This window comes from Aeromicrobium endophyticum, assembly GCF_003586285.1.
Taxonomy (GTDB): Bacteria; Actinomycetota; Actinomycetes; order Propionibacteriales; family Nocardioidaceae; genus Aeromicrobium; species Aeromicrobium endophyticum.
Map to the genome: position 1 here is coordinate 1,151,733 of NZ_QUBR01000002.1, position 23,592 is coordinate 1,175,324.

The 23,592-nt window shown below is 71.6% G+C and carries 20 protein-coding genes; 5 read left to right on the top strand and 15 right to left on the bottom strand.

Annotated elements, in window-relative coordinates:
• Positions 1 to 6 precede the first annotated feature (6 nt).
• Both DX116_RS16170 and DX116_RS16175 read right to left on the bottom strand, forming a co-directional pair.
• The gene (locus DX116_RS16170) at positions 7 to 1,689 is read right to left on the bottom strand and encodes a hypothetical protein (protein WP_119705233.1); all 1,683 of its coding nucleotides are present in this window, start codon (positions 1,687 to 1,689) and stop codon (positions 7 to 9) included.
• On the bottom strand, positions 1,686 to 4,181 hold the full coding sequence (locus DX116_RS16175) for an Ig-like domain repeat protein (protein WP_119705234.1): 2,496 nt from the start codon (positions 4,179 to 4,181) through the stop codon (positions 1,686 to 1,688). The genes DX116_RS16170 and DX116_RS16175 overlap by 4 nt, the downstream gene beginning before the upstream one ends.
• A 228-nt stretch (positions 4,182 to 4,409) precedes the next feature.
• Here DX116_RS16175 and rpsT point away from each other — a divergent pair, with 228 nt between their 5' ends.
• The gene (rpsT, locus tag DX116_RS16180; protein ID WP_119705235.1) at positions 4,410 to 4,670 is read left to right on the top strand and encodes a 30S ribosomal protein S20; all 261 of its coding nucleotides are present in this window, start codon (positions 4,410 to 4,412) and stop codon (positions 4,668 to 4,670) included.
• Between the two features lie 56 nt (positions 4,671 to 4,726).
• On the opposite strand, the gene DX116_RS16185 is transcribed toward rpsT, so the two are convergent.
• The 9 genes from DX116_RS16185 to DX116_RS16225 all read right to left on the bottom strand — a co-directional run bounded on the left by DX116_RS16185 (position 4,727) and on the right by DX116_RS16225 (position 16,303).
• Entirely contained in the window at positions 4,727 to 5,878 is a 1,152-nt protein-coding gene (locus DX116_RS16185) for a DUF418 domain-containing protein (protein WP_119705236.1), read from the bottom strand.
• Positions 5,879 to 6,850, bottom strand: coding sequence for a DNA polymerase III subunit delta (gene holA / locus DX116_RS16190; RefSeq protein ID WP_119705237.1), 972 nt, complete (start codon positions 6,848 to 6,850; stop codon positions 5,879 to 5,881). It abuts the gene before it with no gap.
• A 9-nt stretch (positions 6,851 to 6,859) separates the two neighbouring features.
• Entirely contained in the window at positions 6,860 to 9,076 is a 2,217-nt protein-coding gene (locus DX116_RS16195; protein ID WP_147393690.1) for a DNA internalization-related competence protein ComEC/Rec2, read from the bottom strand.
• On the bottom strand, positions 9,073 to 9,810 hold the full coding sequence (locus tag DX116_RS16200) for a ComEA family DNA-binding protein (RefSeq protein WP_119705239.1): 738 nt from the start codon (positions 9,808 to 9,810) through the stop codon (positions 9,073 to 9,075). The genes DX116_RS16195 and DX116_RS16200 overlap by 4 nt, the downstream gene beginning before the upstream one ends.
• A gap of 155 nt (positions 9,811 to 9,965) precedes the next feature.
• On the bottom strand, positions 9,966 to 10,808 hold the full coding sequence (locus DX116_RS16205) for a DegV family protein (protein ID WP_119705240.1): 843 nt from the start codon (positions 10,806 to 10,808) through the stop codon (positions 9,966 to 9,968).
• A gap of 65 nt (positions 10,809 to 10,873) precedes the next feature.
• The gene (gene leuS, locus DX116_RS16210) at positions 10,874 to 13,720 is read right to left on the bottom strand and encodes a leucine--tRNA ligase (RefSeq protein ID WP_119705241.1); all 2,847 of its coding nucleotides are present in this window, start codon (positions 13,718 to 13,720) and stop codon (positions 10,874 to 10,876) included.
• 25 nt (positions 13,721 to 13,745) lie between these two features.
• Complete coding sequence (locus tag DX116_RS16215; RefSeq protein WP_119705242.1) at positions 13,746 to 14,003, bottom strand: hypothetical protein; 258 nt, start codon at positions 14,001 to 14,003, stop codon at positions 13,746 to 13,748.
• A gap of 9 nt (positions 14,004 to 14,012) precedes the next feature.
• On the bottom strand, positions 14,013 to 15,710 hold the full coding sequence (locus DX116_RS16220) for a sodium:solute symporter family protein (RefSeq protein WP_119705243.1): 1,698 nt from the start codon (positions 15,708 to 15,710) through the stop codon (positions 14,013 to 14,015).
• A gap of 68 nt (positions 15,711 to 15,778) precedes the next feature.
• Positions 15,779 to 16,303, bottom strand: coding sequence for a MarR family winged helix-turn-helix transcriptional regulator (locus DX116_RS16225; RefSeq protein ID WP_119705244.1), 525 nt, complete (start codon positions 16,301 to 16,303; stop codon positions 15,779 to 15,781).
• Positions 16,304 to 16,342: 39 nt separating this feature from the next.
• Between DX116_RS16225 and DX116_RS16230 the strand changes: the two genes are divergently transcribed.
• From DX116_RS16230 to DX116_RS16240, 3 genes are read left to right on the top strand one after another with little or no spacing between them, the layout of a single operon-like run.
• Positions 16,343 to 17,287, top strand: a complete 945-nt coding sequence (locus DX116_RS16230; RefSeq protein ID WP_233556832.1) for an EamA family transporter — start codon at positions 16,343 to 16,345, stop codon at positions 17,285 to 17,287.
• Positions 17,254 to 18,309 (top strand): M4 family metallopeptidase, encoded by a 1,056-nt coding sequence (locus tag DX116_RS16235; protein WP_119705245.1) that lies wholly within the window; start codon positions 17,254 to 17,256, stop codon positions 18,307 to 18,309. The genes DX116_RS16230 and DX116_RS16235 overlap by 34 nt, the downstream gene beginning before the upstream one ends.
• Before the next feature lie 27 nt (positions 18,310 to 18,336).
• Positions 18,337 to 18,621: a protealysin inhibitor emfourin gene (locus DX116_RS16240; protein WP_119705246.1), complete on the top strand. Its 285-nt coding sequence runs from the start codon at positions 18,337 to 18,339 to the stop codon at positions 18,619 to 18,621.
• Between the two features lie 19 nt (positions 18,622 to 18,640).
• Here the strand turns inward: DX116_RS16240 and DX116_RS16245 are convergent, their stop codons facing one another.
• The 4 genes from DX116_RS16245 to DX116_RS16260 form a co-directional block, all read right to left on the bottom strand.
• Positions 18,641 to 19,000, bottom strand: coding sequence for an SIP domain-containing protein (locus DX116_RS16245; protein ID WP_147393691.1), 360 nt, complete (start codon positions 18,998 to 19,000; stop codon positions 18,641 to 18,643).
• Between the two features lie 62 nt (positions 19,001 to 19,062).
• A complete protein-coding gene (locus DX116_RS16250) occupies positions 19,063 to 19,554 on the bottom strand; it encodes a Dps family protein (protein ID WP_119705248.1) in 492 nt (163 codons plus the stop codon).
• Positions 19,555 to 19,646: 92 nt separating this feature from the next.
• Positions 19,647 to 20,321, bottom strand: a complete 675-nt coding sequence (locus DX116_RS16255; protein WP_233556834.1) for a potassium channel family protein — start codon at positions 20,319 to 20,321, stop codon at positions 19,647 to 19,649.
• Positions 20,314 to 21,669, bottom strand: coding sequence for a TrkH family potassium uptake protein (locus DX116_RS16260; RefSeq protein WP_199716103.1), 1,356 nt, complete (start codon positions 21,667 to 21,669; stop codon positions 20,314 to 20,316). The genes DX116_RS16255 and DX116_RS16260 overlap by 8 nt, the downstream gene beginning before the upstream one ends.
• A gap of 53 nt (positions 21,670 to 21,722) precedes the next feature.
• Between DX116_RS16260 and DX116_RS16265 the strand changes: the two genes are divergently transcribed.
• Positions 21,723 to 23,543, top strand: coding sequence for a CDP-glycerol glycerophosphotransferase family protein (locus tag DX116_RS16265; RefSeq protein WP_119705250.1), 1,821 nt, complete (start codon positions 21,723 to 21,725; stop codon positions 23,541 to 23,543).
• The last annotated feature ends 49 nt before the right edge of the window (positions 23,544 to 23,592 follow it).

The following is a 23,592-nucleotide window of genomic DNA, read 5'->3' on the forward strand; positions in this document are numbered from 1 at the left end:
TCACGCTCAGTTCGGGGCGTGCACCCCGTTGCCGTTGCCATAGTCGGTCTGCAGGTTGAACGTGCGTCGCTCCAGCTCGGGCCAGTCGGTGTTGCCGCCCGTCGAGACCCACTGCCGCATCATGCCGGGGGCCGGCTCCGTGACGGCACCGTCGCCGTAGGGATCGGTCCACCAGATGCGGGTCGCGGTCGGGTTGTCGACCGTCGTGGAGTGCAGGTAGTAGTCGCGTTGCGCACCGTCGAACGGCGACTCCGGGTCGCCCTTCGCGAGGTGCTGGCCGGCATGCTCGTCCCACGGGTAGCCGTGGGCCGTCCCGCCATCGGCCGTGTCGACCATCCACAGCGTGTCGACCATCGCGATGATCGAGCTGACGAAGCCGCCGGCGTGCGCACGGGACGGGTTGCGGACCCCGAACCACGGATCGAAGCTCGCGAGCACCGTGCCGTCGGGCGTCCGGATGCGGTTGGCCGACTCCCACACCTCGTACAGCGCCCAGATCGAGCTCGTCCGCCCGTCGGGCACCAGGACGTCCCGGTCGACGCAGAACCGGTCGGGGATGACGCGGCGCCCGCCGAAACCGTCCGGCAGGTCGCTCCCGCTGGTCAGCACCTTCTGGGCGTCGCACGAGCGGGAGAACTGGTTGGCGTCGCCGAACCGCGTGAGCGTCGACGAGATGATCTCGGTGCCGTCCGAGCAGCGGGCCGAGTACAGCAGCTCGTGGGCGTTGTTGATCAGTCCGTCGCCGCTGTGCGATCCCTGGTGCACCTTGATCAGGAAGTCGCAGGCGATCGGTGCGCCGGCCTCGTCGCGGACGTACTCCCGCGGTGACGCCGCGACCATCTTCACGTCGTTCGCGACGATGATCTTGTGCCCCACGTTGTCCTCGTGCCGGGTCACGTGGTCGTGCCCGGCGGCGTACGTGTCGAGCGCCTCGCTGACATAGCCGAACGGCACCCCGCGACGGCTCGTGCCGTCGGCGTCGAGGAAGTCGGTCGTCCAGCCGTAGATGTCGGACGTCGACGGGTCGTCGCCGTGCTCGTGCCCGTAGGTGCAGGCCTTCCCGGTCGCCGGGTCGACGTCGGTCGGCGGGTGCCACGTCGGGTACAGCTTGCCGTCGGCGCCCACGACGGAGTACGACGCGTGAAGCGAGGCCGGGCACGTGTCGACGGACGTCGGCGTCCAGTTCTTCTCGCGGTACGCCCGCGACTCCACGACCGGCGGCTCGCTCGGCACCGGGACCGTGGGGGCCGGTGCGGACGGCCCGGGGGGCGTGGCCGGCGCGGCACGCCGCAGCGTGATCGTCACCGACCGGGTCGAGACCTTCTTCGGCCCGGTCTCGCGCACGCGGACCGCGGCCCTGGCCGCACCGCCCTGCGGCACCGTCGCGAGCTGGGCGGACGTCAGCCGCAGCGTGTACCTCGCGGACGCGCGCGCCTTCACCCGGTAGGACCGTGGCGTGCCGTCCATGCCGCCGACGCGCACGCGCAGGGCACCCCGGCACGTCTTGGACGATCGGCACCGGACCGTCACGGAGGCGGTGCGCGCCTCCGAGGCCGTGACGCTCCTGGTGGTCACGGTCAGCACCGGGGACGCCTTCTTCGCTGTGGCCACGTGATCGTGGTCGGCCTGCGCCGCCACCGGGACCGAGAGCACTCCCGTCAGCAGGGCGACGGCGAGGAGGCGCCTCACTTCTGCCTCACGGTCTTGACGCGCGACGCGCCCGGCCCGACCAGCGGTGACCCGACGTACGTCACCGAGATCTTGCGCAGACCCTTCCGGCCGAGCCTCGGCAACGTGGTGCGGACCCGTCCGTTCTTCAGGGTGACGGTCCTGACGACCTTCGAGCCGACACGCACCTGCACCCTGCCCGTCGGCGTGACGCCGCGCGCGGTGGCGTCGACCGTGACGGTCAGTCGCCGCTTGCCCTTCAACGTGCCGCGCGACCGGGCGAAGGCGATGCGGGGCGACGCCTTGGCCACGTCGACCGAGACGGTGCGCTCGACCGGACGGACGCGCTCGTCGCCGCCGTACGCGAGGGTGAGCGTGTGCCGGCCGGGGGTGAGCGCCGTCGCGCCGAGGCCGACCGCGAACGTCCCGTCCTGCACCGCGCCACGGCCCAGCACCGAACCTCCCTCGCGCACCTCGACCGTGCCGGTCGCCGGACCGTCACCGCCGCGCACGGACCCGGTGAGCGCCGCCGAGGACGTGCCGTAAGTCATCGACGGGGCCGCCGAGGGTTCGAGCACCGCGTCGGAGCCGACCGAGACGGACCGGGCGTCGGATGTCGAGGTCGCCAGCGCATCCGTGCCGCTGAAGACCGCCGTGATCTCGTGCGTGCCGCGGCCCTGCCAGGACGTCGTGCAGACGACGCTGCCCGACGAGACGGCGACCTCCGCGCATCCTGCGACGGGGACGCCGTCGCTGGCGAAGGTGACGGTGCCCCCGGCCACGGCCGTCCTGCTGCCCGCCGGCTTGGTGACCGACGCCGTGAACGTCGCGGTCCGCGACGGTTCGATCGTCGCGGGCGCGTCCAGGCCCACGCCCGTCCGCAGGAGGCCCATGAGCGCGACGACGAGCTCGCCGTCCGATCCGCTCGTGACCCTGCTGGCGAAGTCGGCACCCGCGACGAGGTCCCTGACACCGTTGCCGTCGAGGTCACCTGCCAGGCCCACCTGACGACCGAGTCGGTCGCCGGCCCGGGTGCCGTCGATGCGGTAGCCGGCCGTCGCGGCCAGGCCCGACAGCTGCTGGACCGTCTGCGTCGGGTCGCCCGCGACGACGAACACCGCGCCGGCGCCGTTCATCGTGGTGGTCGGCGCCGCCGGGTCGACCGGGTCGTGGCCGTAGGCGCCCAGCGCGAGGTCGGGGACGTCGTCGCCGGTGACGTCGCCGATCCCGGCGACCGAGAAGCCCGTCGCATCGCCGCTCGCGACGCCGTTGAGCCAGTAGCCGCGACGCGAGGGGGTCACGCACGACGGGACCGACTCACCGGCCACGGGGCAGGTGAACACCGACTGACCCCCGGTCGCCGACGGGTCCGTGTAGACCGTCGCGGTCGACGTCGAGCCGAACACGACGGCCGCGCCTCCGTTGCGCGGCCCCGTCGCCGCGTTGGTGACGCCGTCGGCGCCGATCAGCACGTCGTCGAGGCCGTCACCGTCGACGTCGCCGGCCGGAGAGACGGCGTAGCCGAGGCGGTCGCGAGCGCGCTGCGGCCCGTAGATCTTGAACCCCCTCGCACCCAGGGCGGCGAGGTCGACATCGCCGGTCGTGCCGCCGAAGACGACATAGGCGGCACCGGGGGCCGCGACGCCGCTGCCCCACGGCGTGGACGTGTACGAGCCCAGCACGAAGTCGTCCTTGCCGTCGCCGTTCACGTCGCCCGCCCGGGCCATGACGCCGAGGCGTGCGCCGGAGAGCTCGCCATCGACGGTCTGGAGGATCTGACCGGGCTGCGGTGCCGTCACATCGACGTCGGTGATGTCGTCGCGCCCTGCGACGACCCACACGCGCCCGTTCGTCGAGCGTCCGCGCGTGCTCGCCCCGACCTCGGCGACGGCGAGCTCGTCCAGGCCGTCGCCGTCGAGGTCACCGACGCCCGCGAGCGAGAACGACAGGTTGCCGCTCGAGGCGTCGCCCTTCACGACGAACCCGCGGTCGCCGATCGCGTCGAGCGACAGGCCCGTGAACTTCTTCGCGCCGAAGATCACGTACGCGCGCTGCTGCTGGTAGTCGCCGATCGCGATGTCGTCGAGCCCGTCGCCGTTGACGTCGCCGACGCAGCCCACCGAGAAGGCGACCGCGTAGCCCGACTTCGTCCCGGTGGAGCCGACCTTGGGGTTCTCGACCGGGCCGTCGATGCGGACGGCCCCGGCCTCGGACGGGTCGGCGAGCGCGCCTCCGGAGACGTGGTCCCCTCCAAGCAGGACGTAGGCCGCCCCCGCGCGCGCCACGTCGCCCTTGGTCCAGAACCAGGCTCCGACGACCGCGTCGTCGTGACCGTCGCCGTCGACGTCGCACGGGCCGTTGCTGATCGCGCTGCCGAGCGCGCTGCCCGGATCTCCCACGTACCGCAGCAGCTCGGCAGGACGGCCCTGCGGGGACGTCGGCTCGGCCTGCGCAGGGGCGCTCAGCACCCCGAGCGCGAGGGTCAAGGACAGCAGCAAGGATGACCGCTTCACGGTGGCTTCTTTCTCGAAACTGAGGATCGCCTAAGTAAGGCAAGCCTCACCATAGGGCACCCGGTGGTCGCCGTCCACGGAACGACCACTGTCGTCGATTTGAGGCGGCGGGCCGCTGACTGCTAGAGTTGGCGGTCGCGTGCTCCGGCACGTCCACACACCTTTTGGGCACGGTCTGCGTGCCGCCCGATCGTCGGAACATCACACCAAGAGAAGTAGGTCTCCCCCGTGGCGAACATCAAGTCGCAGATCAAGCGCAACCGCCAGAACGAGCTGGCTCGCGAGCGCAACAAGTCCGTGCGCTCCGCGCTGAAGACGGCTGTCCGCCGCTTCGAGGAGGCCATCGCCTCCGGCAACACCGACGACGCCAAGAAGCTCGCCAACGTCGCGACGCAGAAGCTCGACAAGGCGGCCTCGAAGAAGGTCATCCACAAGAACCAGGCGGCCAACCGCAAGTCGGCCATCGCCAAGAAGGCCGCGTCGCTCTGACGACGTCCGCCTGACGCAGGCTCCGCTGTCGACGACAGCACCCCGACGCCCCGGCATCACGCCGGGGCGTCGTCGCGTCTGCGGGGCAACCGGGTGGTCGACACCAGACGGACGACCGACTCGAGCGGCCCGCGGCGCGCGAAGCCGAGCCACACCGTCGCGGCGGCGCACAGCACGACGGCCTGCAGCGCCCAGTCGCCGTAGCTGTCGAGCTGCGCGGCCGGATCGGCGCTCTCGGCCGCCCGCAGCGTCAGGCGCCAGCTCCAGAGCACGTGCACCGTGTAGAGCGACAGCGTCATCGCCCCGGCCGCGCTGAGCGGTCGCAGGACGACCCGAGACCACGGGACGTGCATCACCAGCGCGCACAGCGCGATGACGACCAGGGCCGAGCCGATCGCCCCGATGACGTTGAGCGGTCGCGACGTGTGCTCGCCGACCAGCCACAGCTCGCGCCAGGTGGCCGGCTCGTACGGGTACGAGGCGCGCACGAACAGCTGCTGCCACCCCTGCACCGACCAGTCGTCGAACACCCCGCGCGAGATCGCGACGGCTCCCGCACCGAACGAGATGCCGAGCAGCACGACTCCCCCGCCCAGCAGCGACAGCGCCACCCGTACGCGTCCGAGGTCGAGACGTCCCACGCCGAGCCCGACGAGCACGTACGCGAACCACACCCCAGCCGGGTACGCGCCCCACACCAGCAGCTCCGTCGCCAGCGACCACGGCGGCGCGAGGTCGGACCACTCGGCCTGGTCGGAGATCACGGGGCCGTGCTCGATCTCCAGCCACAGCAGCAGCACCGGGGCGAGCACCGCCCAGACCAGGCCGAGCACCACGAGCGTGCGGGCCGACAGGGCGCGGAACGGCAGCGCCATGACGATCAGCACCCCGTAGAACGCGAGGATGACGTAGACCGGCACCCGGTCGAGCGAGCCCAGCGCCAACCCCAGCGCGATCAGCACGACGGCCCGGATCCCGGTGGCACGCACCGAGCCGGCGCCGCCAGGATCGCGGCGGTGCACCAGCGACAGGGCCACACCGGCGAGCATCGCGAACAGCGGTGCCGCTCGACCGCTGGCGATCATCTGGCCGACCGGTGGGCTGGCGCCGACCCACTGCGGGCCCAGGTGCACGAACATCATCCCGACGAGGGCGATGCCCCGCGCCAGGTCGATCGCATCGACCCGGCTGAACGTCGGGCGGCTCATCTAGCGGCGACGTCGGGCGGCGACGGCCAGCACCATCCGCTCGACGGCGAACGCCGGATCGGCCGCGCCCCCCTTGACGTCGAGATCGGCCTGGGCGACCGCCGAGATGGCCGCTGCGAGCCCCGCGGCGTCCCAGCTGCGCAGCTGCTGGCGCATGGCCCGGATCTTGAACGGAGGCGCCCCGATGTGCGCCGCGAGCTCGTTGTCGCGCAACCCGTCGGGAGCACCCGACAGCTTGGCCAGCGAGCGCAGGCCCGTGGCCAGCGCCGTCGTGATGAGCACCGGTGCCACCTTGGCCGACTCGGCCCATCGGGCCTGCTCGAGGGCGACGTCGATGCGTCCGTCGATCGTCGCGTCGGCGATCTCGTAGCCGCGGACGTCGGCGCGCCCGCCGAAGTACTGCTGCACCAGCGACGTGCTGATGTGGGCGCCCTGCTCGAGGTTGGCGACCAGCTGGTCGGCGGCTCCTGCCAAGGCCCGCAGGTCCTGGCCGACCGCGGCGACCAGGTAGGCGGCGGCCTGCTCGTCGATGCGGGCTCCCAGCTCGCGCACCTCGGTGAACACCCACCGGGCGTAGTCGCGCTCGTACTTGGGCTGCTCGACCTTGACCTCGCTGACGACCGCCGCCTTGCGCAGCTTGTCGAGCAGGCCCTTGCCCTTCTGGCCCCCGCTGTGCACGAGGACGACCGCGATGTCGGGCGACGGCGCGGCGACGTAGGCCAGCAGCTCGGCCTGGGCCACGTCGGGCAGGTCCTGCAGCTCGGTGAGCACCAGCGCGCTCGCGTCGCTGAACAGCGACGGGCTGGTCAGGCCGGCGAGCTCGCCCGGCTGGAGGCCTGACGCCGTGGTCGTGGCGACCTCGCAGTCGGGCTGCTCGGACGTGACGACCTTGACGGCCTTGGCACGGGTGCGCTCGGCGAGGAACTCGGCGTTGCCGGTGATGAGCAGGATCTTGCCGAATGCCGAGGCCACGCGACGATCCTAGCCGCGACTCACGACGTGGAGACGTCCGTCGCGCAGCACGACCGCGATGTCACCGTCGAGGTCGGTGCGCCACCACTTCGTGCCGCGCTCGCGCAGCAGCGAGAGCAGCGATGCCGTGGGGTGGCCGTAGTCGTTGTCCTCGCCGGCGCTGACCGTCGCGACGCGGGCACCGACCTGCTCGACGAAGCGCGGGTCCTGGTCGGCGCTCCCGTGGTGGGGCACCTTCAGGACGTCCGCGGACACGTCGACGTCCGAGCGCAGGATGCGCTGCTGGGCCTCGGCCCCGACGTCACCGGTGAGCAGGACGCGCACCCCGCGGACCGATGCCCTCAGCACGACGCTCACCGCGTTGCGGTCGCCGGCAGGTGCCTCGTCGGCAGGCGGCCACAGCACGTCGGCCGACGTGTCGCCGACCGAGAACGACTCGCCCGCCTCGGCCACGTGACGCGGCACGCCCGGCACCTCGGGGCCGCCCGACGTGCCGACCACGACCTGGTCGACGCGACGACCCTCGGTGGCACCGCGCCAGCCGTCGACGTGGTCGGCGTCGCCGTGGGTCAGCACCAGCACCCGGATGACGTCGACGCCCAGCGAGGTGAGGCACCGGTCGACCGGCGCGTCCTCCTCGCCCACGTCGACCACGATCGCCTCGCCGTCGGCGACGGGCAGCACCGAGGCGTCGCCCTGGCCCACGTCGCAGCTGACCATCACCCAGCCGGGCGGCGGCCATCCGGTCTGGGGTGGACGCCAGACCGCCACGGCCACCCCGAGCACCAGGCCGACGAACACCGCGGGTCGGGCCGACAGACGAAGCATCGTCCAGGTCACGACGGGCACCAGCACCACGAGCACCTGCCACGGCGCTCGCCACTCGAACGACGCGGCGTCGAGCCCCGCCGCGGTGTGGCCGACCGTCAGGATCCAGCTCGCGCACGCCCCCGCGAGCGTGCCGAGCACCTGGCCGAGCGGCGCCCACACCATCGCGAGCACACCGCCGACGAGGCCGGCGACCGTCGCCGGCGCGACGGCGGGCGCCGCCAGCAGGTTGGCGAACACCGCGACGAGCGAGACCTCGCCCGACAGCGCGGCGAGCGCCGGCGTGCACACCAGCTGGGCCGCGAGGGGCACCGCGACCGCGAGCGCGCACCACCGTGGCATCCAGGTCTCGAGCCGCCGCGCGAACGGCGGAGCCAGCAGCAGGATGCCGCCGGTGGCACTGGCCGACAGGACGAATCCCGGCGAGCGGGCCAGCCACGGGTCGAGGAACAGCAGCACGACGACCGCCCAGCAGAGGGCGCGCAGCCCGCCTCGCGATCCGAATCCGAGCGCCGCGACGCCCACGGCTCCCATGGCGGCCGCCCGGACGACGCTGGGCTCGGGCCGCGCCAGCAGGACGAAGGCGAGGATCGACACGACACCCACCGCCCACAGGCCGCGGCGGCGGACGCCGGCGGAGCGTGCGACGGCCATCGTCACCGCCAGCACGATCGTCAGGTTGGTACCCGAGACGGCCATGAGGTGCGTGAGGCCGCTGCGCCGGAAGTCGTCGTCGATGTCATCGGTGATGCCCGTCTCGTCGCCGTCGACGAGGGCCGGCACCAGACCACGGGGCTCGTCGCCCAGATGGGCGACCGAGCGGCGCACTCCTTCGCGGACGCGCTCGGAGGCGGCCCACCACCACGCCGCGCCGGCCAAGGGGGAATGGCGGTCGACACTGATCGTGACGCTCTCGTCGGACGTCTCGGACGGCGCGAGCCGCCCCTGGAGCACGAGACGGCGACCGACCACCAGGTCGTCGACCCGGCCGTCGAAGAAGGCCGTCGCGTGGTCGCGCAGACGGATGTCGACGCGGCTCGTGACGGCTCGGCGGACGATCACCTGGACGAGGGTCGACTCGGTGCCGCGCCGCTCGAAGATCCGGGCGTCGCGGCTGACCTGCACGTCGAGCGTGACCCGACGACCGCTCTGCGCCACGTCGAGCAGCGGCGATCGCTCGACCGTCGCCAGCCGCCAGGCGCACGACGTGGCCACCGCGGCGACGCACACGGTGGCCAGCAGCACCGGGACGACCCGGCCCCGGCGCCACAGGGCCCCGGCCACGACCACGGCGACGGCGGCGACGACCGCCGCCGTGGTCGAGCCGGCCGTCACCAGCCAGGCGCCCACGACCCAGGTGGCGGCCGCGGCCGGCACCATCCTGGCGTCGTGGTTCACACCACCACGAGGTCGCGCAGCTCGGCGAGGGTCGCGTCGCCGATGCCCTTGACGTCGAGCAGGTCGTCGACGGAGCCGAACCGGCCGTGCGACTCGCGCCAGGTGACGATCGCCTGCGCCGTGACCGGTCCGACGCCGGGCAGGGTGTCGAGCTGCTCGAGCGTCGCGGTGTTGAGGTTGACCTTCGTGCCTGCTGGCGCCGCGGCTCCGGGCGCGGCCCCCGGCGACACGGCAGGGTCTGCCGGCTCCAGCCCCACCAGGACCTGCTCGCCGTCGGTGAGCTCGCGCGCCATGTTGAGGCTCGTCGTGTCGACCCGCCCCTTGAGCCCGCCGGCGGCCTGGATCGCCTCGTAGACCCGCGATCCCTTCGGCAGGGTGACGATGCCGGGCTGACGCACCTTGCCCACCACGTCGACGATCAGGGGCGCCGCGGACGCGGGGGCTCCCGGCACCGACGGCGAGGACGTCGACGCGAGGGCGAGCGGCTCCACCGGCTCGCTGGTCTGGGGCCGGCCGGCCAGCAGCCACCACACGAGCAGCACCGACGCCGCGACGGCGACCGCGGCCAGCGCCCGGGCATGCGGGATGTCGAGCCGGCGTCGCGCAGCTGCCGGCTCGGGCTCGTCGGCCGGCGGCAGCTCGGCGTCGAACGACGCCGCCAGCCGCGCGAGACGACGTCGCGCGATGTCGGCGCGGGTCTCGTCGAGCGGATCGTCTCGGTGCAGCGGCTTCACACGCCGAACCTAGGCACGCGGGTCGGCGTCCGACAGGCAGCGGGTCACGGCCTGTGGACAACCGCACCCGTCGACCGACCCGTGGATGGCCGCGCGTGAGCGGTGCGCTGGCGTCCAAGACCGGACGCCAGGTGGACGCTGGTGCACCGCCTCGGTCAGCGGGGGGTGATCGTCACCGAGATCATGCCGGGACCGACGTGGGCGCCGATCGCGGCACCCACCTCGTCGACCGAGACCTCCTCGCGGCCCAGCGCCGTCGCCAGGCGGCCGGCCACGGCCGTCGCGGTGTCGAGGCTGGCCAGGTGCTGCACGCCGATGTCGAACCCGTCGTCGCACGCCTCGGCCTTCTCGACCGCGAGCGCCTCGAGCCGTGCCAGGGCCTTGGCCTTGGTGCGGACGCGCTCGAGCGGGACGACCGCACCGTCCTCGATCGTGAGGATGGGCTTGACGGCGAGAGCCGAGCCGATCAGGGCGGCGGCCGCACCGACCCGTCCGCCCCGGCGCAGGTACTCGAGCGTGTCGACGTAGATCAGCACCGACGAGCTCTCGCCCGCCTGACGAGCGGCATCGGCCACCCCGGCGGCGTCCTCGCCCGCGTCCCTGGCGAGCGCGGCCCGGCCGGCCGCGAATCCCGTGGCGAGGCCGACCTGGGCCGAGTCGATGCACGTGACGGGCACCGACGCCTGCTTGGACGCCAGCTGCGCCGACTCGAGCGTGCCCGACATGCGCGCACTGAGGTGGACCGAGACGATCGCCTCGGCACCGTCGGCCGCGAGCCGCTCGTACACGGCCAGGAAGTCGTCGGGGGTCGGTCGTGACGTGCTGACCGGCACGAAGGCGGCGAGCGCCTCGGCGATCATGTCGGCCGTGACGTCATCGCCCTCGGTGTACGTCTCGGCGCCGATGATGACCTGCAACGGCACGACCTCGATGTGCTCGCGGAGCGCGTCGTCCGGGTCGAGGGAGGACGTCGAGTCCGTGACGATGCCGATCTGCATGCCCGAAGCCTATCGCTGTGTGCGCCACGTCACGTCGCGACCACAGGCCGAGCGAGCCCGGCGGTTCAGACGACGATGCTGACCAGCTTGGGCGCCTTGACGATGACCTTGCGCACCTCGCGGCCGTCGATCGTCTTGACCACGTTGGGCTCGGCCAGCGCGAGCGCCGTCAGGTCGTCGTCGGAGATGTCGGGCGAGACCTCGATCTTGCCGCGCACCTTGCCGAGCACCTGCACGACGCACGTCACGGACGCCGATGTCAGGTGCGCGGGATCGGCGACGGGGAACGGCGCGTGCGTCAGCGAGTCGTCGTGCCCGAGGCGCGACCACAGCTCTTCGGCCAGGTGCGGCGCGAGCGGTGCCAGCATGAGCACCAGGGGCTCGACGGCGGCGCGGCTGCTGACGCCGACCTTGGTCAGGTGGTTGGTCAGCTCGATCAGCTTGGCGACGGCGGTGTTGAAGCGCAGGTTCTCCATGTCGCCGCGGACGCCGTCGATCGTGGTGTGCAGCGCGTGGAGGGTCGCGACGTCGAGCTCGGCGTCGTCGATCAGCGACTCGCCCGTGTGCTCGTCGACCAGCAGGCGCCACACCCGCTGCAGGAACCGCTGTGCGCCGACGACGGCACGGGTCTCCCACGGACGGGAGACGTCGAGCGGGCCCATCGACATCTCGTAGACGCGGAAGGTGTCGGCGCCGTAGGCCTCGTACATCTCGTCGGGGGTGACGACGTTCTTGAGGCTCTTGCCCATCTTCCCGTACTCGCGGGTGACGGGGCGGCCGTCGTACCAGAACCCGCCGTCGCGTTCCTCGACCTGCGAGGCCTCGACGTAGACGCCCCGCTCGTCGACGAAGGCGTAGGCCTGGATGTAGCCCTGGTTGAACAGGCGGTGGAAGGGCTCCTCGCTCGACACGTGGCCGAGGTCGAACAGCACCTTGTGCCAGAAGCGGGCGTAGAGCAGGTGCAGCACGGCGTGCTCGACGCCGCCGACGTACAGGTCGACGCCGCCGGTGCCGCCGGGCGTCTTGGGGCCCAGCCAGTAGCGCTCGTTGGCGGGATCGGTGACCGCGTCGGGGTTGTGCGGGTCGGTGTAGCGCAGCTCGTACCAGGACGAACCGGCCCAGTTGGGCATCGTGTTGGTCTCGCGGCGGTAGGGCCGGGGGCCGTCGCCCAGGTCGAGCGTCACGTGCACCCAGTCGTCGGCGCGCGCCAGCGGCGGCTCGGGCGTGCTGTCGGCGTCGTCGGGCTCGTAGGTCTTGGGCGAGTAGTCGGGCACCTCGGGCAGCTCGACCGGCAGCAGGTGGTCGGGCACGGCGATCGGCTGGTCGGACTCGTCGTAGACGATCGGGAACGGCTCGCCCCAGTAGCGCTGGCGGCTGAACAGCCAGTCGCGCAGGCGGTACGTCGTGGTGCCCTCGCCCGCGCCGTGCGCCTCGAGCCACGCGACGACGGCCTCCTTGGCCTCGGCGATGTTCAGGCCGTTGACGTCGAGCGTCGCGCCTTCGCCCGTCTGGGCGGAGTTGACCGCCGGCCCGTCGCCCACGTAGGCACCCTCGTGCCCCTCGGGCGGCTGGACCGTGTGCACGATCGGCAGCCCGTACGCCTCGGCGAACTCGAAGTCGCGCTGGTCGCCGCCGGGGACGGCCATGATCGCGCCGGTGCCGTAGCCCGTCAGCACGTAGTCGGCGATGAAGACGGGGACCTGCTCGCCGTTGACGGGGTTGGTCGCGTACGAGCCGGTGAAGACGCCCGTCTTGTCCTTGTTCTCCTGGCGTTCGAGGTCGGTCTTGGCGGCGGCGACGGCGCGGTAGGCCGCGACCGCCTCGGCCGGGGTCTCGAGTCCGTTGGTCCAGCTGCGGGGGGTGCCGGCGGGCCACGCGTCGGTCACGAGTGCTGGGACCAGCTCGTGCTCGGGCGCCAGCACGGCGTAGGTGGCACCGAACAGGGTGTCGGGGCGGGTCGTGAACACGTCGAACGACGTCGAGGCGGCCTCGACCTGGAACCGGACCCTCGCGCCGTGCGAGCGTCCGATCCAGTTGCGCTGCATGTTCTTGACCGACTCGGGCCAGTCGACCCGCTCGAGGTCGTCGATCAGGCGGTCGGAGTAGGCCGTGATGCGCATCTTCCACTGGCGCAGGTTGCGCGTGAACACCGGGAAGTTGCCGCGCTCGCTGCGTCCGTCGGCGGTGACCTCCTCGTTGGCCAGCACCGTGCCCAGGCCGGGGCACCAGTTGACCGGCGACTCGTCGACGTACGCGAGACGTCGCGAGTCGATCAGCAGGCGACGCTCGAGCGGCTCGAGATCGGCCCAGCCGGCACCGTCGGGCGCCGTGCGCGCACCCGACTCGTACTCGGCCCGCAGCTCGCTGATGGGCCGGGCGCGCTGCTGCTCGTCGTCGTACCAGGACTCGAAGATCTGGATGAAGATCCACTGCGTCCAGCGGACGAAGTCGGGGTCGATCGTGGCGAAGCTGCGGCGTGGGTCGTGCGCGAGGCCCAGACGGCGCAGCTGACGGCGCATGTTGGCGATGTTGGCCAAGGTGTTGGTGCGCGGGTGCTCACCGGTTTGCACGGCGTGGATCTCGGCCGGCAGCCCGAAGGCGTCGTACCCGAGCGAGTGCAGCACGTTGTCGCCCTGCATGCGGCGGTAGCGCCCGACGACGTCGGTGGCGATGTAGCCCAGGGGGTGCCCGACGTGGAGCCCCGCCCCGGAGGGGTACGGGAACATGTCCATGATGAAGTACTTGTCGCCGAGCGGCTGACCGTCCGCCCCGTCGACCGCCAGGTCGCCCGTGGGGTTGGGGGCTTCGAACGTGCCCTCGGCGTCCCACCGGTCCTGCCAGCGGCGCTCGATGTCACCGGCCAGCTCACTGGTGTAGCGGTAGGAGGCGGGCGTCTCGTCATGCGTGGTCACCGCCCAATGCTACCGGTGTGAGCACCTACTCCTGATCGACGGGCTCCTGCTCGACCGGCACCACGACGGGCCGCAGCCTGGCCCACACGCCGAAGGCGATCGCCACGGCGAGCATGCCGAGGCCGCCCCACAGGTTGATGTTGAGCCCGTCGCCGCGGGCCAGCTCCTCGTCGGTCGCGTTGAACAGGCCCAGCAGGATCAGGATGACGCCGTAGACACCCAGCAGACCGCCGATGACGAAGCGGATGTCGAAGATGCCGGCTTTCTGCTTCTTCTCACTCATGGCACTCCCCTATCGGAACAGCAGGTTGAGGATGATCACCAGCACCAGACCGATGCCCGCGAGCTTGGTCGGTGACTGGTACCAGGGCAGGGAGCCCTCGTCGGGGTCGACCAGCGACTCCTTGGGCGTCAGCGAGTACACGAGGCCCTCGAGCTCCTTGGGGTCGCGCGGCTTGGTCATCGAGGTCACGACCACGCTGACCACGATGTCGACCACGAAGGCGGCGCCCGCCGCGGCGAAGCTCGCGCCCTGGCCCGACAGCGACAGGACGCCCGTGCTGGCGCCGCCGAAGGCGTCCTCGCTGAGGAAGGCGACCGCGACGGCGGCCGCGGTGCCCGAGACCAGGCCCGTCCAGCCGGCGGTGGCGGTCATCCGCTTCCAGAACATGCCGAGGATGAACGTCGCGAACAGCGGTGCGTTGAAGAAGCCGAACAGCGTCTGCAGGTAGTTCATCAGGTTGTCGTAGTTGGACGCGAAGTAGGCCGTGCCGATCGCGATGACCGTCGCTGCGACGGTCGCGATGCGTCCGACGCCCGTGTAGTAGCCGTCGGGCTTGTCCTTCTGCACGTACTGCTGCCACAGGTCGTACGAGAACACCGTGTTGAAGGCCGAGATGTTGGCGGCCATGCCGGCCATGAACGACGCCAGCAGGCCGGCGATCGCGATGCCGAGCATGCCGTTGGGCAGCAGGTCGCGCATCAGCAGCAAGATGGCGTCGTTGTACGTGGCTCCCCCCGAGTCGCCCTGGCCCGACTTGAGGTTGGAGATCTCGGGGATGATGATCGCCGCCGCCATGCCCGGGATGATCACGATGAACGGGATGAACATCTTCGGGAACGCGCCGATGATGGGGGCGCGACGGGCCGACGACAGCGAGTCGGAGGCCATCGCGCGCTGCACCTCGACGAAGTTGGTCGTCCAGTAGCCGAACGACAGCACGAAGCCGAGGCCGAAGACGATGCCGATCGTCGACAGCAGGGGGTTGTCGATGCCGGTCAGGTCGGTGCCGGGCCACGACGACAGCTGCTCGGGCCCGGGCTGCACCTTGTCCTTGATGCCCTGCCAGCCGCCGACCTTGTGCAGGGCGATGATCGTCAGCGGGGTCAGCGCGGCCACGATCACGAAGAACTGCAGCACCTCGTTGTAGATCGCGGCCGACAGTCCGCCGAGGGTGATGTAGCTGAGCACGACCAGCGCCGCGACGATCAGCGAGACCCACAGCGGCCAGCCCAGCAGCCGGTTGACGATCGTGGCCAGCAGGTAGAGGTTGATGCCGGCGATCAGCAGCTGGGCGATCGAGAAGCTCAGCGCGTTGACCAGGTGGGCGCCGGTGCCGAAGCGTCGCCGCATGAACTCCGGGACGCTGCGCACGCCCGACCCGTAGTAGAAGGGCATCATCACGATGCCGAGGAACAGCATCGCCGGGACGGCGCCGATCCAGAAGTAGTGGAACGTCGCGACGCCGAACTCGGCGCCGTTGGCCGACATGCCCATGATCTCGACGGCGCCGAGGTTGGCCGAGATGAAGGCGAGCCCCGTGACCCATGCGGGCAGCGAGCGTCCCGACAGGAAGAAGTCGAGGCTGGACGACACCTGCCTGCGGGCCAGCACCCCGATGCCGATCACGACGGCGAAGTACAGCGCGATGATCGTGTAGTCGAAGAAGTCGGCGTTGAGCCTGAACGTGTCGTCTGCTGCCCGAAGCATCGGGACTCCCGTCTGTCCAGGTCACGACCCCCCGGCCGGACCCATCGACGGACGTTACTCCCGCCGGGTCATGTGCGCATGTCAGGCACCCGGGCCTCGTCGACGGAGGCCCCGGCCTTGCGCAGGAGAGCGGCGAGCTGGTCGCGCTCCACAGCGCTCAGACCGGCCAGCAGGCGCGCCTCGTTGCGCAGGTGCACCGGGTAGGCCTCGTCGATGAGGGCCTGCCCGCGTCCGGTCAGCCGGACGTGCCGGCCCCGTCCGTCCGCGTCGCTGACCCGCCGATCGACGAGACCTGCCCCGACCAGGCGGTCGACCCGCTTGGAGACCGCTCCGGACGTGACCATCGTGCGGGCGGCGAGCTCGGTGGGCGTGAGCTCGAACGGCGGGCCGTTGCGTCGCAGCGTCGCCAGCACGTCGAAGTCGCCGTCACCCAGCCCGAAGGCCGCGAACACGGGGCGAAGCTGCTCGTCGATGACGTCCGACAGGCGCGAGATGCGTCCGATGACGTGCAGCGGCGTGCTGTCGAGCTCGGGCCGCTCGACGGCCCACTGCTCGACGATCTCGTCGACATGATCGGTCCCGATGTCGTCCATCGCCACATCATATCTTCCACGGAAGGTATGATGTCTTCCATGGAAGATACGTGGACCTGGCGCACCGTCGTGATCACGCTCGTCGCCCCCGTGGCCTGGGGCACGACGTACGTCACGACCGAGGGTCTCCTGCCCGACGACAGGCCGCTGTTCTCGGCAGCCGTCCGCGCCCTCCCGGTCGGCCTCGCGATCGTCGCGCTGCGTCGGCGACTCCCCCGCGGCGTGTGGTGGTGGAGGTCGCTCGTGCTCGGGACGTGCACGATGGGGCTGTTCTTCTGCCTGCTGTTCCTCGCCGCCTACCGGTTGCCGGGCGGGCTCGCCTCCACCATGACCGCGATGTCTCCGCTGGTGGTCATGGCGCTCGCCGCGGTGCTGGCCGGCGAGCCCCCCACCCGCGCGGGCGTCGTCGGGGCGGTCGTCGGCGTTCTGGGCGTGGCTCTGCTCGTCCTGAGGTCCGACGCCGCGGTCGACCTCGTCGGAGTGCTGGCGGCGGCCGGCGCGGTCGGCACGTCGGCGCTCGGCTTCGTCCTGCTGAAGCGCTGGGACCCGCCCACCGACCTGCTGACGCTGACCGGCTGGCAGCTCACGGCCGCCGGCCTCGTCCTGGCACCCGTGGCGCTGGTGGTCGAGGGCGCACCTCCGGCCCTCGGAACGAGGAACGTCGTCGGCTACGCGTGGATCGGCGTGGTCGGCACCGGTCTGGCCTACGTCTGCTGGTTCCACGGACTCACGCGGATGACCGCCGGCGCCACGGCCCTCGTCGGCCTCGTCAATCCCGTGGTCGGCACGCTGCTCGGCGTCCTCGTGATGCACGAGGCCTTCGGTCCGACCCAGGCGCTGGGCGTGACGCTCGTGCTCGGCGGAGTGCTGGCTGGGCAGCCTGCCGCCCTGGCGGCCGTGAGACGCCGAAGGGTCTCGCGCCTGTCGCACCGGACGCCTACCGTGGAGGGATGCGCCACGGCATCGTCCCGCCCTACCTGCTGAGCCACCTCGCCCAGCTCGACCGCGACGACCTGCGGCCCGCCGCTGAGGCCGCGCAGCGCTCCCTGCGGTCAGACCTGCGTCCCCGGCCGGCGGGTCCGGGCGTCCTGGCCGAGCGGGTGCCGGCGCCCGTGCCACCGAGCGGGCCCGATCGCACCATCAGCGACGCCGCGGGGGCCGAGACGCTGCCCGGCGACGTGGTCCGTCGCGAGGGCGACGACAGCACCGGCGACGTCGCGGCCGACGAGGCCTACGACGGGCTCGGCGCGACGTACGCGCTGTTCGCCGACGTCTTCGGCCGCGCCTCGATCGACGGCGCCGGCCTCCCCCTGCGCGCGACCGTCCACTACGGGCGCCAGTACGACAACGCGTTCTGGGACGGCACCCAGATGGTGTTCGGCGACGGCGACGGGCAGGTCTTCGGGCGCTTCACGGCCTCGCTGTCCGTCATCGGGCACGAGCTGTCGCACGGCGTCACCCAGTACACCGCCGACCTCGTCTACGCCGGCCAGTCGGGCGCGCTCAACGAGTCGGTCTCGGACGTCTTCGGCGCGCTCGTCGAGCAGTACTCGCGCGGGCAGTCGGCCGCCGAGGCCAGCTGGCTCATCGGCGAGGGACTGTTCACCGACCAGGTCGAGGGCCGTGCGCTCAGGTCGATGAGCGCACCCGGCACGGCCTACGACGACGACGTGCTCGGCAAGGACCCGCAGCCCGCCACGATGGCCGACTACGTCGACACCACCGACGACAACGGCGGCGTCCACCTCAACTCCGGCATCCCCAACCGCGCGTTCCACCTCGTGGCCACGGCGCTCGGCGGCAACGCCTGGGACGCCGCCGGCCCGATCTGGTACGACACCATCACCGGCGACCTGCCACCGGCCGCGACGTTCTCCGACTTCGCCGCGGCGACGTCGGCCGCGGCTGCCGCACGCTTCGGACGCCAGTCGCGCGAGCAGCGGGCCGTGGTCGACGCGTGGTCGACGGTCGGCCTGCCGATCGGCGACACTGGCAGCGACGGCTGACCCGCGGCCGTCGGGCTGGAGGTCGAGATGGACGAGCTTCCCTTCGTCATCACGGTCGCCCGGACGGGTGGCTTCGCGGGGATGCGCCGCGAGTGGACGGTCGAGGTGTCCGCGCCGCAGGACGCCGAGCGATGGCGACCCATCGTCGAGGCGTGCCCGTGGGACGCGACGGACGACACCTCGGCGACGCCCGACGGCTTCGTCTACGACCTGCGCGTCGCCGACCACACGGCGGTCGTGGCCGAGCGCGAGCTCGACGGACCGTGGCGCGAGCTGGTCGACGCCGTCCGCAGCACCGCCGACGACGACTGAGGCCGCCGCGGGGCCCGGGTCAGAGCAGCTCGACCAGGCCGCTGATCTGGGGGCACGCCGGGGCGACCCGCTGGCCGACCCAGATGCTGACGGTGCGCCGCTCGTCGATCTCGTCGGGGATCCACTCCTCGACCCACGCGGCGACGGCGCGACCCGCGGCGATGCCCTCACCCAACGGCGAGCGCTCGACGCGATGCACCGTCACGCGCAGCGGCGCCGCGAGCAGCGGCAGCTCGTCGTCGATACCGACCTCGACCAGCACCTGGCCGTACGCGTCGGCCGGGAGCCACGCGAGGGCGGCCACGATGCCAGGAAGGTCACCGATGTCGCCGGCCAGGAGCACGTGCTCGGTCGGCATGCGGCGTCGGTGGGATCTCACCTGCTCAGAGTAGAGGTATGCCTAACCTCACTTCAAGCAGGGTGACCCATCTCGCACCCGGATCAGGAGGCGAGGTGCGCCTGGAGGAACCAGCGGTCCTTGGTCAGGCCGCGCTCGATCTCGATCGCGACGTCCTGGCTGCTGAGGTCGATGTCGTCGAGGCCGTTGACCGCGGCGCGCACCGTCACGAGCGCTGCGTCGATCTGGCCGACGACGGTGGCGCAGGTGTCCTGCCACGACTGGAAGCCGTCGGGCAGGGTGGGCAGCGTCGACTGGGCGGCGACGGTCTGGATGCGGGAGTCCAGCGGCAGGCCGAGGGCGACGACGCGCTCGGCGGCGGTGTCGGCGTAGTCCTGCGCGTGCTCGACGACCTGGTCGAGGGTCTCGTGGACGCCGACGAAGCTGCCGCCGCGCACGTGCCAGTGGGCCTGCTTGCCGTTGACGACGAGCGCCTCGAGGTCGCGGACGACGGGGCTGAGGAACTGGGCGACGCCGGCAGCGATCTCGGACGTCGTGGCGAGCTCGGACGGGGCCTGGATGTGTGTGGAGGTCATGCCTCCACCCTGCCCACAATCGGTTGCCGTTTCAACGAAGAGCAGGCTGACCTAAGGCTTGGCAGCACAGCCTGTCCTTGGTGCCGGCGCCGTCACGACAGCGCGCAGAAGGCCTCGACCTTGCTGGTCGGACCGGAGACCACCAGCTCGTCGCCGTCGAAGACCTGGGTGTCGGCCTGGGCGTACGTGAAGTCGTGGCCGCGCGACTTGACCGCCACGATCGTCACGCCGTAGTCGGCGCGCAGGCGAGCCTCCTGCAGCGTCTTGCCGCAGGCGCGCGAGGGAGAGCGCGTGCGCGCGATCGCGAAGCTCTCGTCGAACTCGATGAAGTCGGTCATCGTGCCGGTGACCATGTGCGCGACGCGCTTGCCCATCTGCGACTCGGGCCGGATGACGTGGGTGGCGCCGACCCGCTCGAGGATCGCGGCGTGCTTGCCGCTGATGGCCTTGGCCCAGACCTCCTTGACGCCCAGGTCGAGCAGCCCCAGCACCGTCAGGACGCTGGCCTCGATGTCGGTGCCGATGCCCACGACGGCGACCTGGAACTGCTCGGCGCCGATCTGGCGCAGCGCCTCGGTGTCGGTGGTGTCGGCGGCGACGACGTGGGTGAAGTCGCTGGCGTACTTCTGCACGATGTCGGCACGCTCGTCGACCGCCAGGACGTCGTGGCCCAGCTGCACGAGCGAGCGGGCGACCGCCGTGCCGAAGCGACCCAGCCCGAGCACGATGACCGGGGCGGTCGGAGAGGTGTTGCGGTCCTTAGCCAATGATCGGTTGCTCCTCGGGAAGGTGGTACCGCGGCATCCTACGCCGCAGGACCAGGGCCCCCGCCGCGGCGATCGTGCCGACGCGTCCGAGGAACATCAGCACGATGATGACGCACTGGGCGTCCACCGGCAGCTTCGGCGTGATGCCCGTGCTGAGGCCGACCGTTGCGAAGGCAGAGGTGCACTCGAACAGCACCTCGTCGAAGTCGAAGTCGGTCATGAGCATCACGAGGAAGGTCGTGACCGTCACGAGCATCACGGCCAGCAGCGCGATCGCGATGGCCGTGCGGACGACCCGCGGGCCGACGCGGCGGGCCCCGATCGTGACGTCCGGGTCGCCCCGCAGCTCGGCCCAGATGACGTAGGCGAGCAGCAGGAAGGTGGTGATCTTGATGCCGCCGGCCGTGCTGGCGCTGCCGCCGCCGATGAACATCAAGATGACGCCGATGTTGAGGGTCTCGGGTCGCACCTGGCCCCAGTCGAAGCTGTTGAGCCCGCCGGACCGGGGCATGATGCCGCCCTCGATGCCCGTGACCAGCTTGTGCCCGAACCCGTTGCCGCCGAGCGTCGCCGGGTTGTTCCACTCGAGCAGCAGGAACGTCACCGCGCCGAACACGAGCAGGCCGATCGAGCCCCACACCGTCAGCCGCGTGTGGATCGTCCACCGCGCAGGGGTGCGCCAGCCGCTGAACAGCTCGGCCAGCACCGGGAACCCCACGGCCCCGAAGAACACCGCCATCGAGATCGGGATGATGATCAGCCCGTCGCCCGCGTAGCGCACGATGCTGTCGCCGTTGAGCGAGAACCCGGCGTTGTTGAAGGCCATCACGGCGTCGAACACGCCGTGCCACAGGGCCGTCGGCAGGTCGTCGAAGTACGAGGCGCGGTAGCGGGCCGTCAGCACGAGCGCGGTGACGGTCTGGAAGAAGATCATTGTCAGGGCGACGCGCTTGAACAGCGGCCGGACCTCGCCGATGTTGACGACGTGCATGTCGGCCTGGGCGACCAGTCGCGTGCGCAGGCCCAGCCGCCCGCCGATGAACAGGCCCAGCACCGTGGCGAGCGCGATGATGCCGAGGCCACCGATCTCGACCAGGACCAGGATGATGCCCTGGCCGGCCGGCGACCAGTACGTCGACGTGTCGACGGTCGCGAGCCCCGTCACCGTGACGGCCGAGGTGGACGTGAAGAACGCCGGCATGAACCCCGGCGAGTACTCGCCCGACCGGGCCCACGGCAGCAGCAGGAGCAGGGTGCCGACGACGATCAACGCGAAGAACGTCAGCGGCAGCAGACGCACCGGGTGGGCGATCGAGGCCGGGAGCGAGAGCCTCCGAGGTCGGAGCACGGCACGACGTTACCCCAGGGGCGGGCCGAGACCGCCGTGATAATTTCGTCGATATGCTCTCGCCCGTCCGCGCCGCCCAGGTGGCCGCCTCCCGACTGGGCAGATCGAACGAGCTGCCGGCCTTCGCCGCCACCGTGGGAGGTCTCGCGCTCGCCGTGGTGTGCGCCGTCGCCGGCCTCGAGATCGCGACGCTGGTGCTGCTGCTCGTGTCCGTCGCCGGCGAGCTGTTCTTCGAGAAGAGGCCCACCGCGGCCGGGCTGCTGCTGCGGCACGCCGCGTTCGGCGTCCCGATGCGCTTCGTGCTGAGGCTCGTCGTCGGGCTCGTGGCCACCGAGCACATCGACTCGATCGGCGCGTGGCGGACGCTGGCGGCCGTCGGCGTCGTCGAGACCCTGGTGCTGTGCGCCCGGGCGCTGCACGGCACCTACCGCGAGATCGGGCCGCTCAAGCCCATGCGCACCCGCAACATCCCCGGCGAGACGCGCATCCACGAGACTCCCCCGGCCCGCGTCGTCGAGGTCGTCGCCAGCCAGGTGCTGGTGCTGGCGCCCGCGCTGCTCGGCGCGGCCTGGTGGCTCGTGCTGCCGCTCGCCGCCGCCGGCGTCGCCGTGCTGGTGCGGACGTCCGTGCCCGACATGCTGGCATCGTGGCGCATGCGGCAGCAGAAGCGCGCCACCGGCTTCACCGGACCACTGCGTCAGGTGCAGGACTTCCTCGACGAGTACCGCCCCGAGGTGGTCGTGCACCTCAGCGGTCCCGACACGGCGGCCTACCAGATCAACACCTGGCTCGAGGCCCTCGAGTCGCTCGACCGGCGGGTCTTCATCGTGCTGCGCGACCCTCCCCTGTTCGGCCGCATGGGTGCCACGTCGATCCCGACGCTCGAGCTTCGCGATCCCGGCGAGCTCCTGATGCTCGACTTCAGCGCCGCCCGCATCGCGCTCTACCCGTCCAACACCGGCAACAACATCCACCTGCTGCGCCTGCCCACCCTCATGAGCGCGTTCATCGGTCACGGCGACAGCGACAAGAGCGCCTCGAACAACCCGTTCTCACGGGCGTACGACGAGCTGTGGGTCGCCGGCGAGGCCGGCGCCGACCGCTACCGCCGGTCGGGGCTCGGCACCCACGAGGGCCAGTACCGCTACGTCGGACGTCCGCAGGTGCACGCCATCTCGCGCGAGCCGGCCCTGGGCGTCGACGAGGTCCCGACGGTGCTCTACGCCCCCACCTGGGAGGGGGTCAACCTCGAGCAGGAGTACTCGTCGGTCTCGGCCATCGGCGTGCGGGTCGTCGAGGCCCTGCTGGCCGCCGACCCGCCCGTGCGGGTCGTCTTCAAGTCGCACCCGTTCACGGGCCAGCGCGATGCCAAGTACCGCTTCGTCCTGGCGCGCATCGCCGGGCTGATCGACGACGCGGCGGCCCGCACCGGCATCGACCACCGCGTGGTCAAGGGCGGCTCGATCAACGAGTGGTTCAACCGCGCCACCGCGCTGGTGACGGACATCTCGAGCGTCGTCAGCGACTTCCTGGCCAGCGAGAAGCCGTACGCGGTGTTCAACCACACCGATCTCGACGACGAGGCGTTCCGGGCCGAGTTCCCGTCGACCGGGGCCGGCACGACGATCGGGCGCGACGGCCACGGCATCGCCGAGTTCATCGACGTCGTCACCCGCGCCGCCCCCGACCTGCACGCCGAGCGCCGCGCCGAGCTGGCTACGTACCTGCTCGGGCCGCCGCAGCACCGGTCGCTCGAGTCGTTCCAGGCCGCGATCGACGCGATGATCGCGCGCTCGGAGACCGATCGGGCGGCCTACCGCGACGGCACGTCGACCAGCGAGATGCCCGTGACCGACGAGAGCGACCTGCTCTAGCGCGCTGCGGCGCGCATGGCCGGGCCGCCGATGACGACCAGATAAGGTG

Coding starts and splice junctions, on each gene's coding strand:
- DX116_RS16185 (WP_119705236.1), bottom strand. CDS start 5,878: ATGAGCCGCCCGACGTTCAGCCGGGTCGATGCGATCGACCTGGCGCGG.
- DX116_RS16220 (WP_119705243.1), bottom strand. CDS start 15,710: ATGCTTCGGGCAGCAGACGACACGTTCAGGCTCAACGCCGACTTCTTC.
- DX116_RS16230 (WP_233556832.1), top strand. CDS start 16,343: ATGGAAGATACGTGGACCTGGCGCACCGTCGTGATCACGCTCGTCGCC.
- DX116_RS16250 (WP_119705248.1), bottom strand. CDS start 19,554: ATGACCTCCACACACATCCAGGCCCCGTCCGAGCTCGCCACGACGTCC.
- DX116_RS16215 (WP_119705242.1), bottom strand. CDS start 14,003: ATGAGTGAGAAGAAGCAGAAAGCCGGCATCTTCGACATCCGCTTCGTC.
- DX116_RS16235 (WP_119705245.1), top strand. CDS start 17,254: ATGCGCCACGGCATCGTCCCGCCCTACCTGCTGAGCCACCTCGCCCAG.
- DX116_RS16205 (WP_119705240.1), bottom strand. CDS start 10,808: ATGCAGATCGGCATCGTCACGGACTCGACGTCCTCCCTCGACCCGGAC.
- DX116_RS16240 (WP_119705246.1), top strand. CDS start 18,337: ATGGACGAGCTTCCCTTCGTCATCACGGTCGCCCGGACGGGTGGCTTC.
- DX116_RS16265 (WP_119705250.1), top strand. CDS start 21,723: ATGCTCTCGCCCGTCCGCGCCGCCCAGGTGGCCGCCTCCCGACTGGGC.
- DX116_RS16225 (WP_119705244.1), bottom strand. CDS start 16,303: ATGGACGACATCGGGACCGATCATGTCGACGAGATCGTCGAGCAGTGG.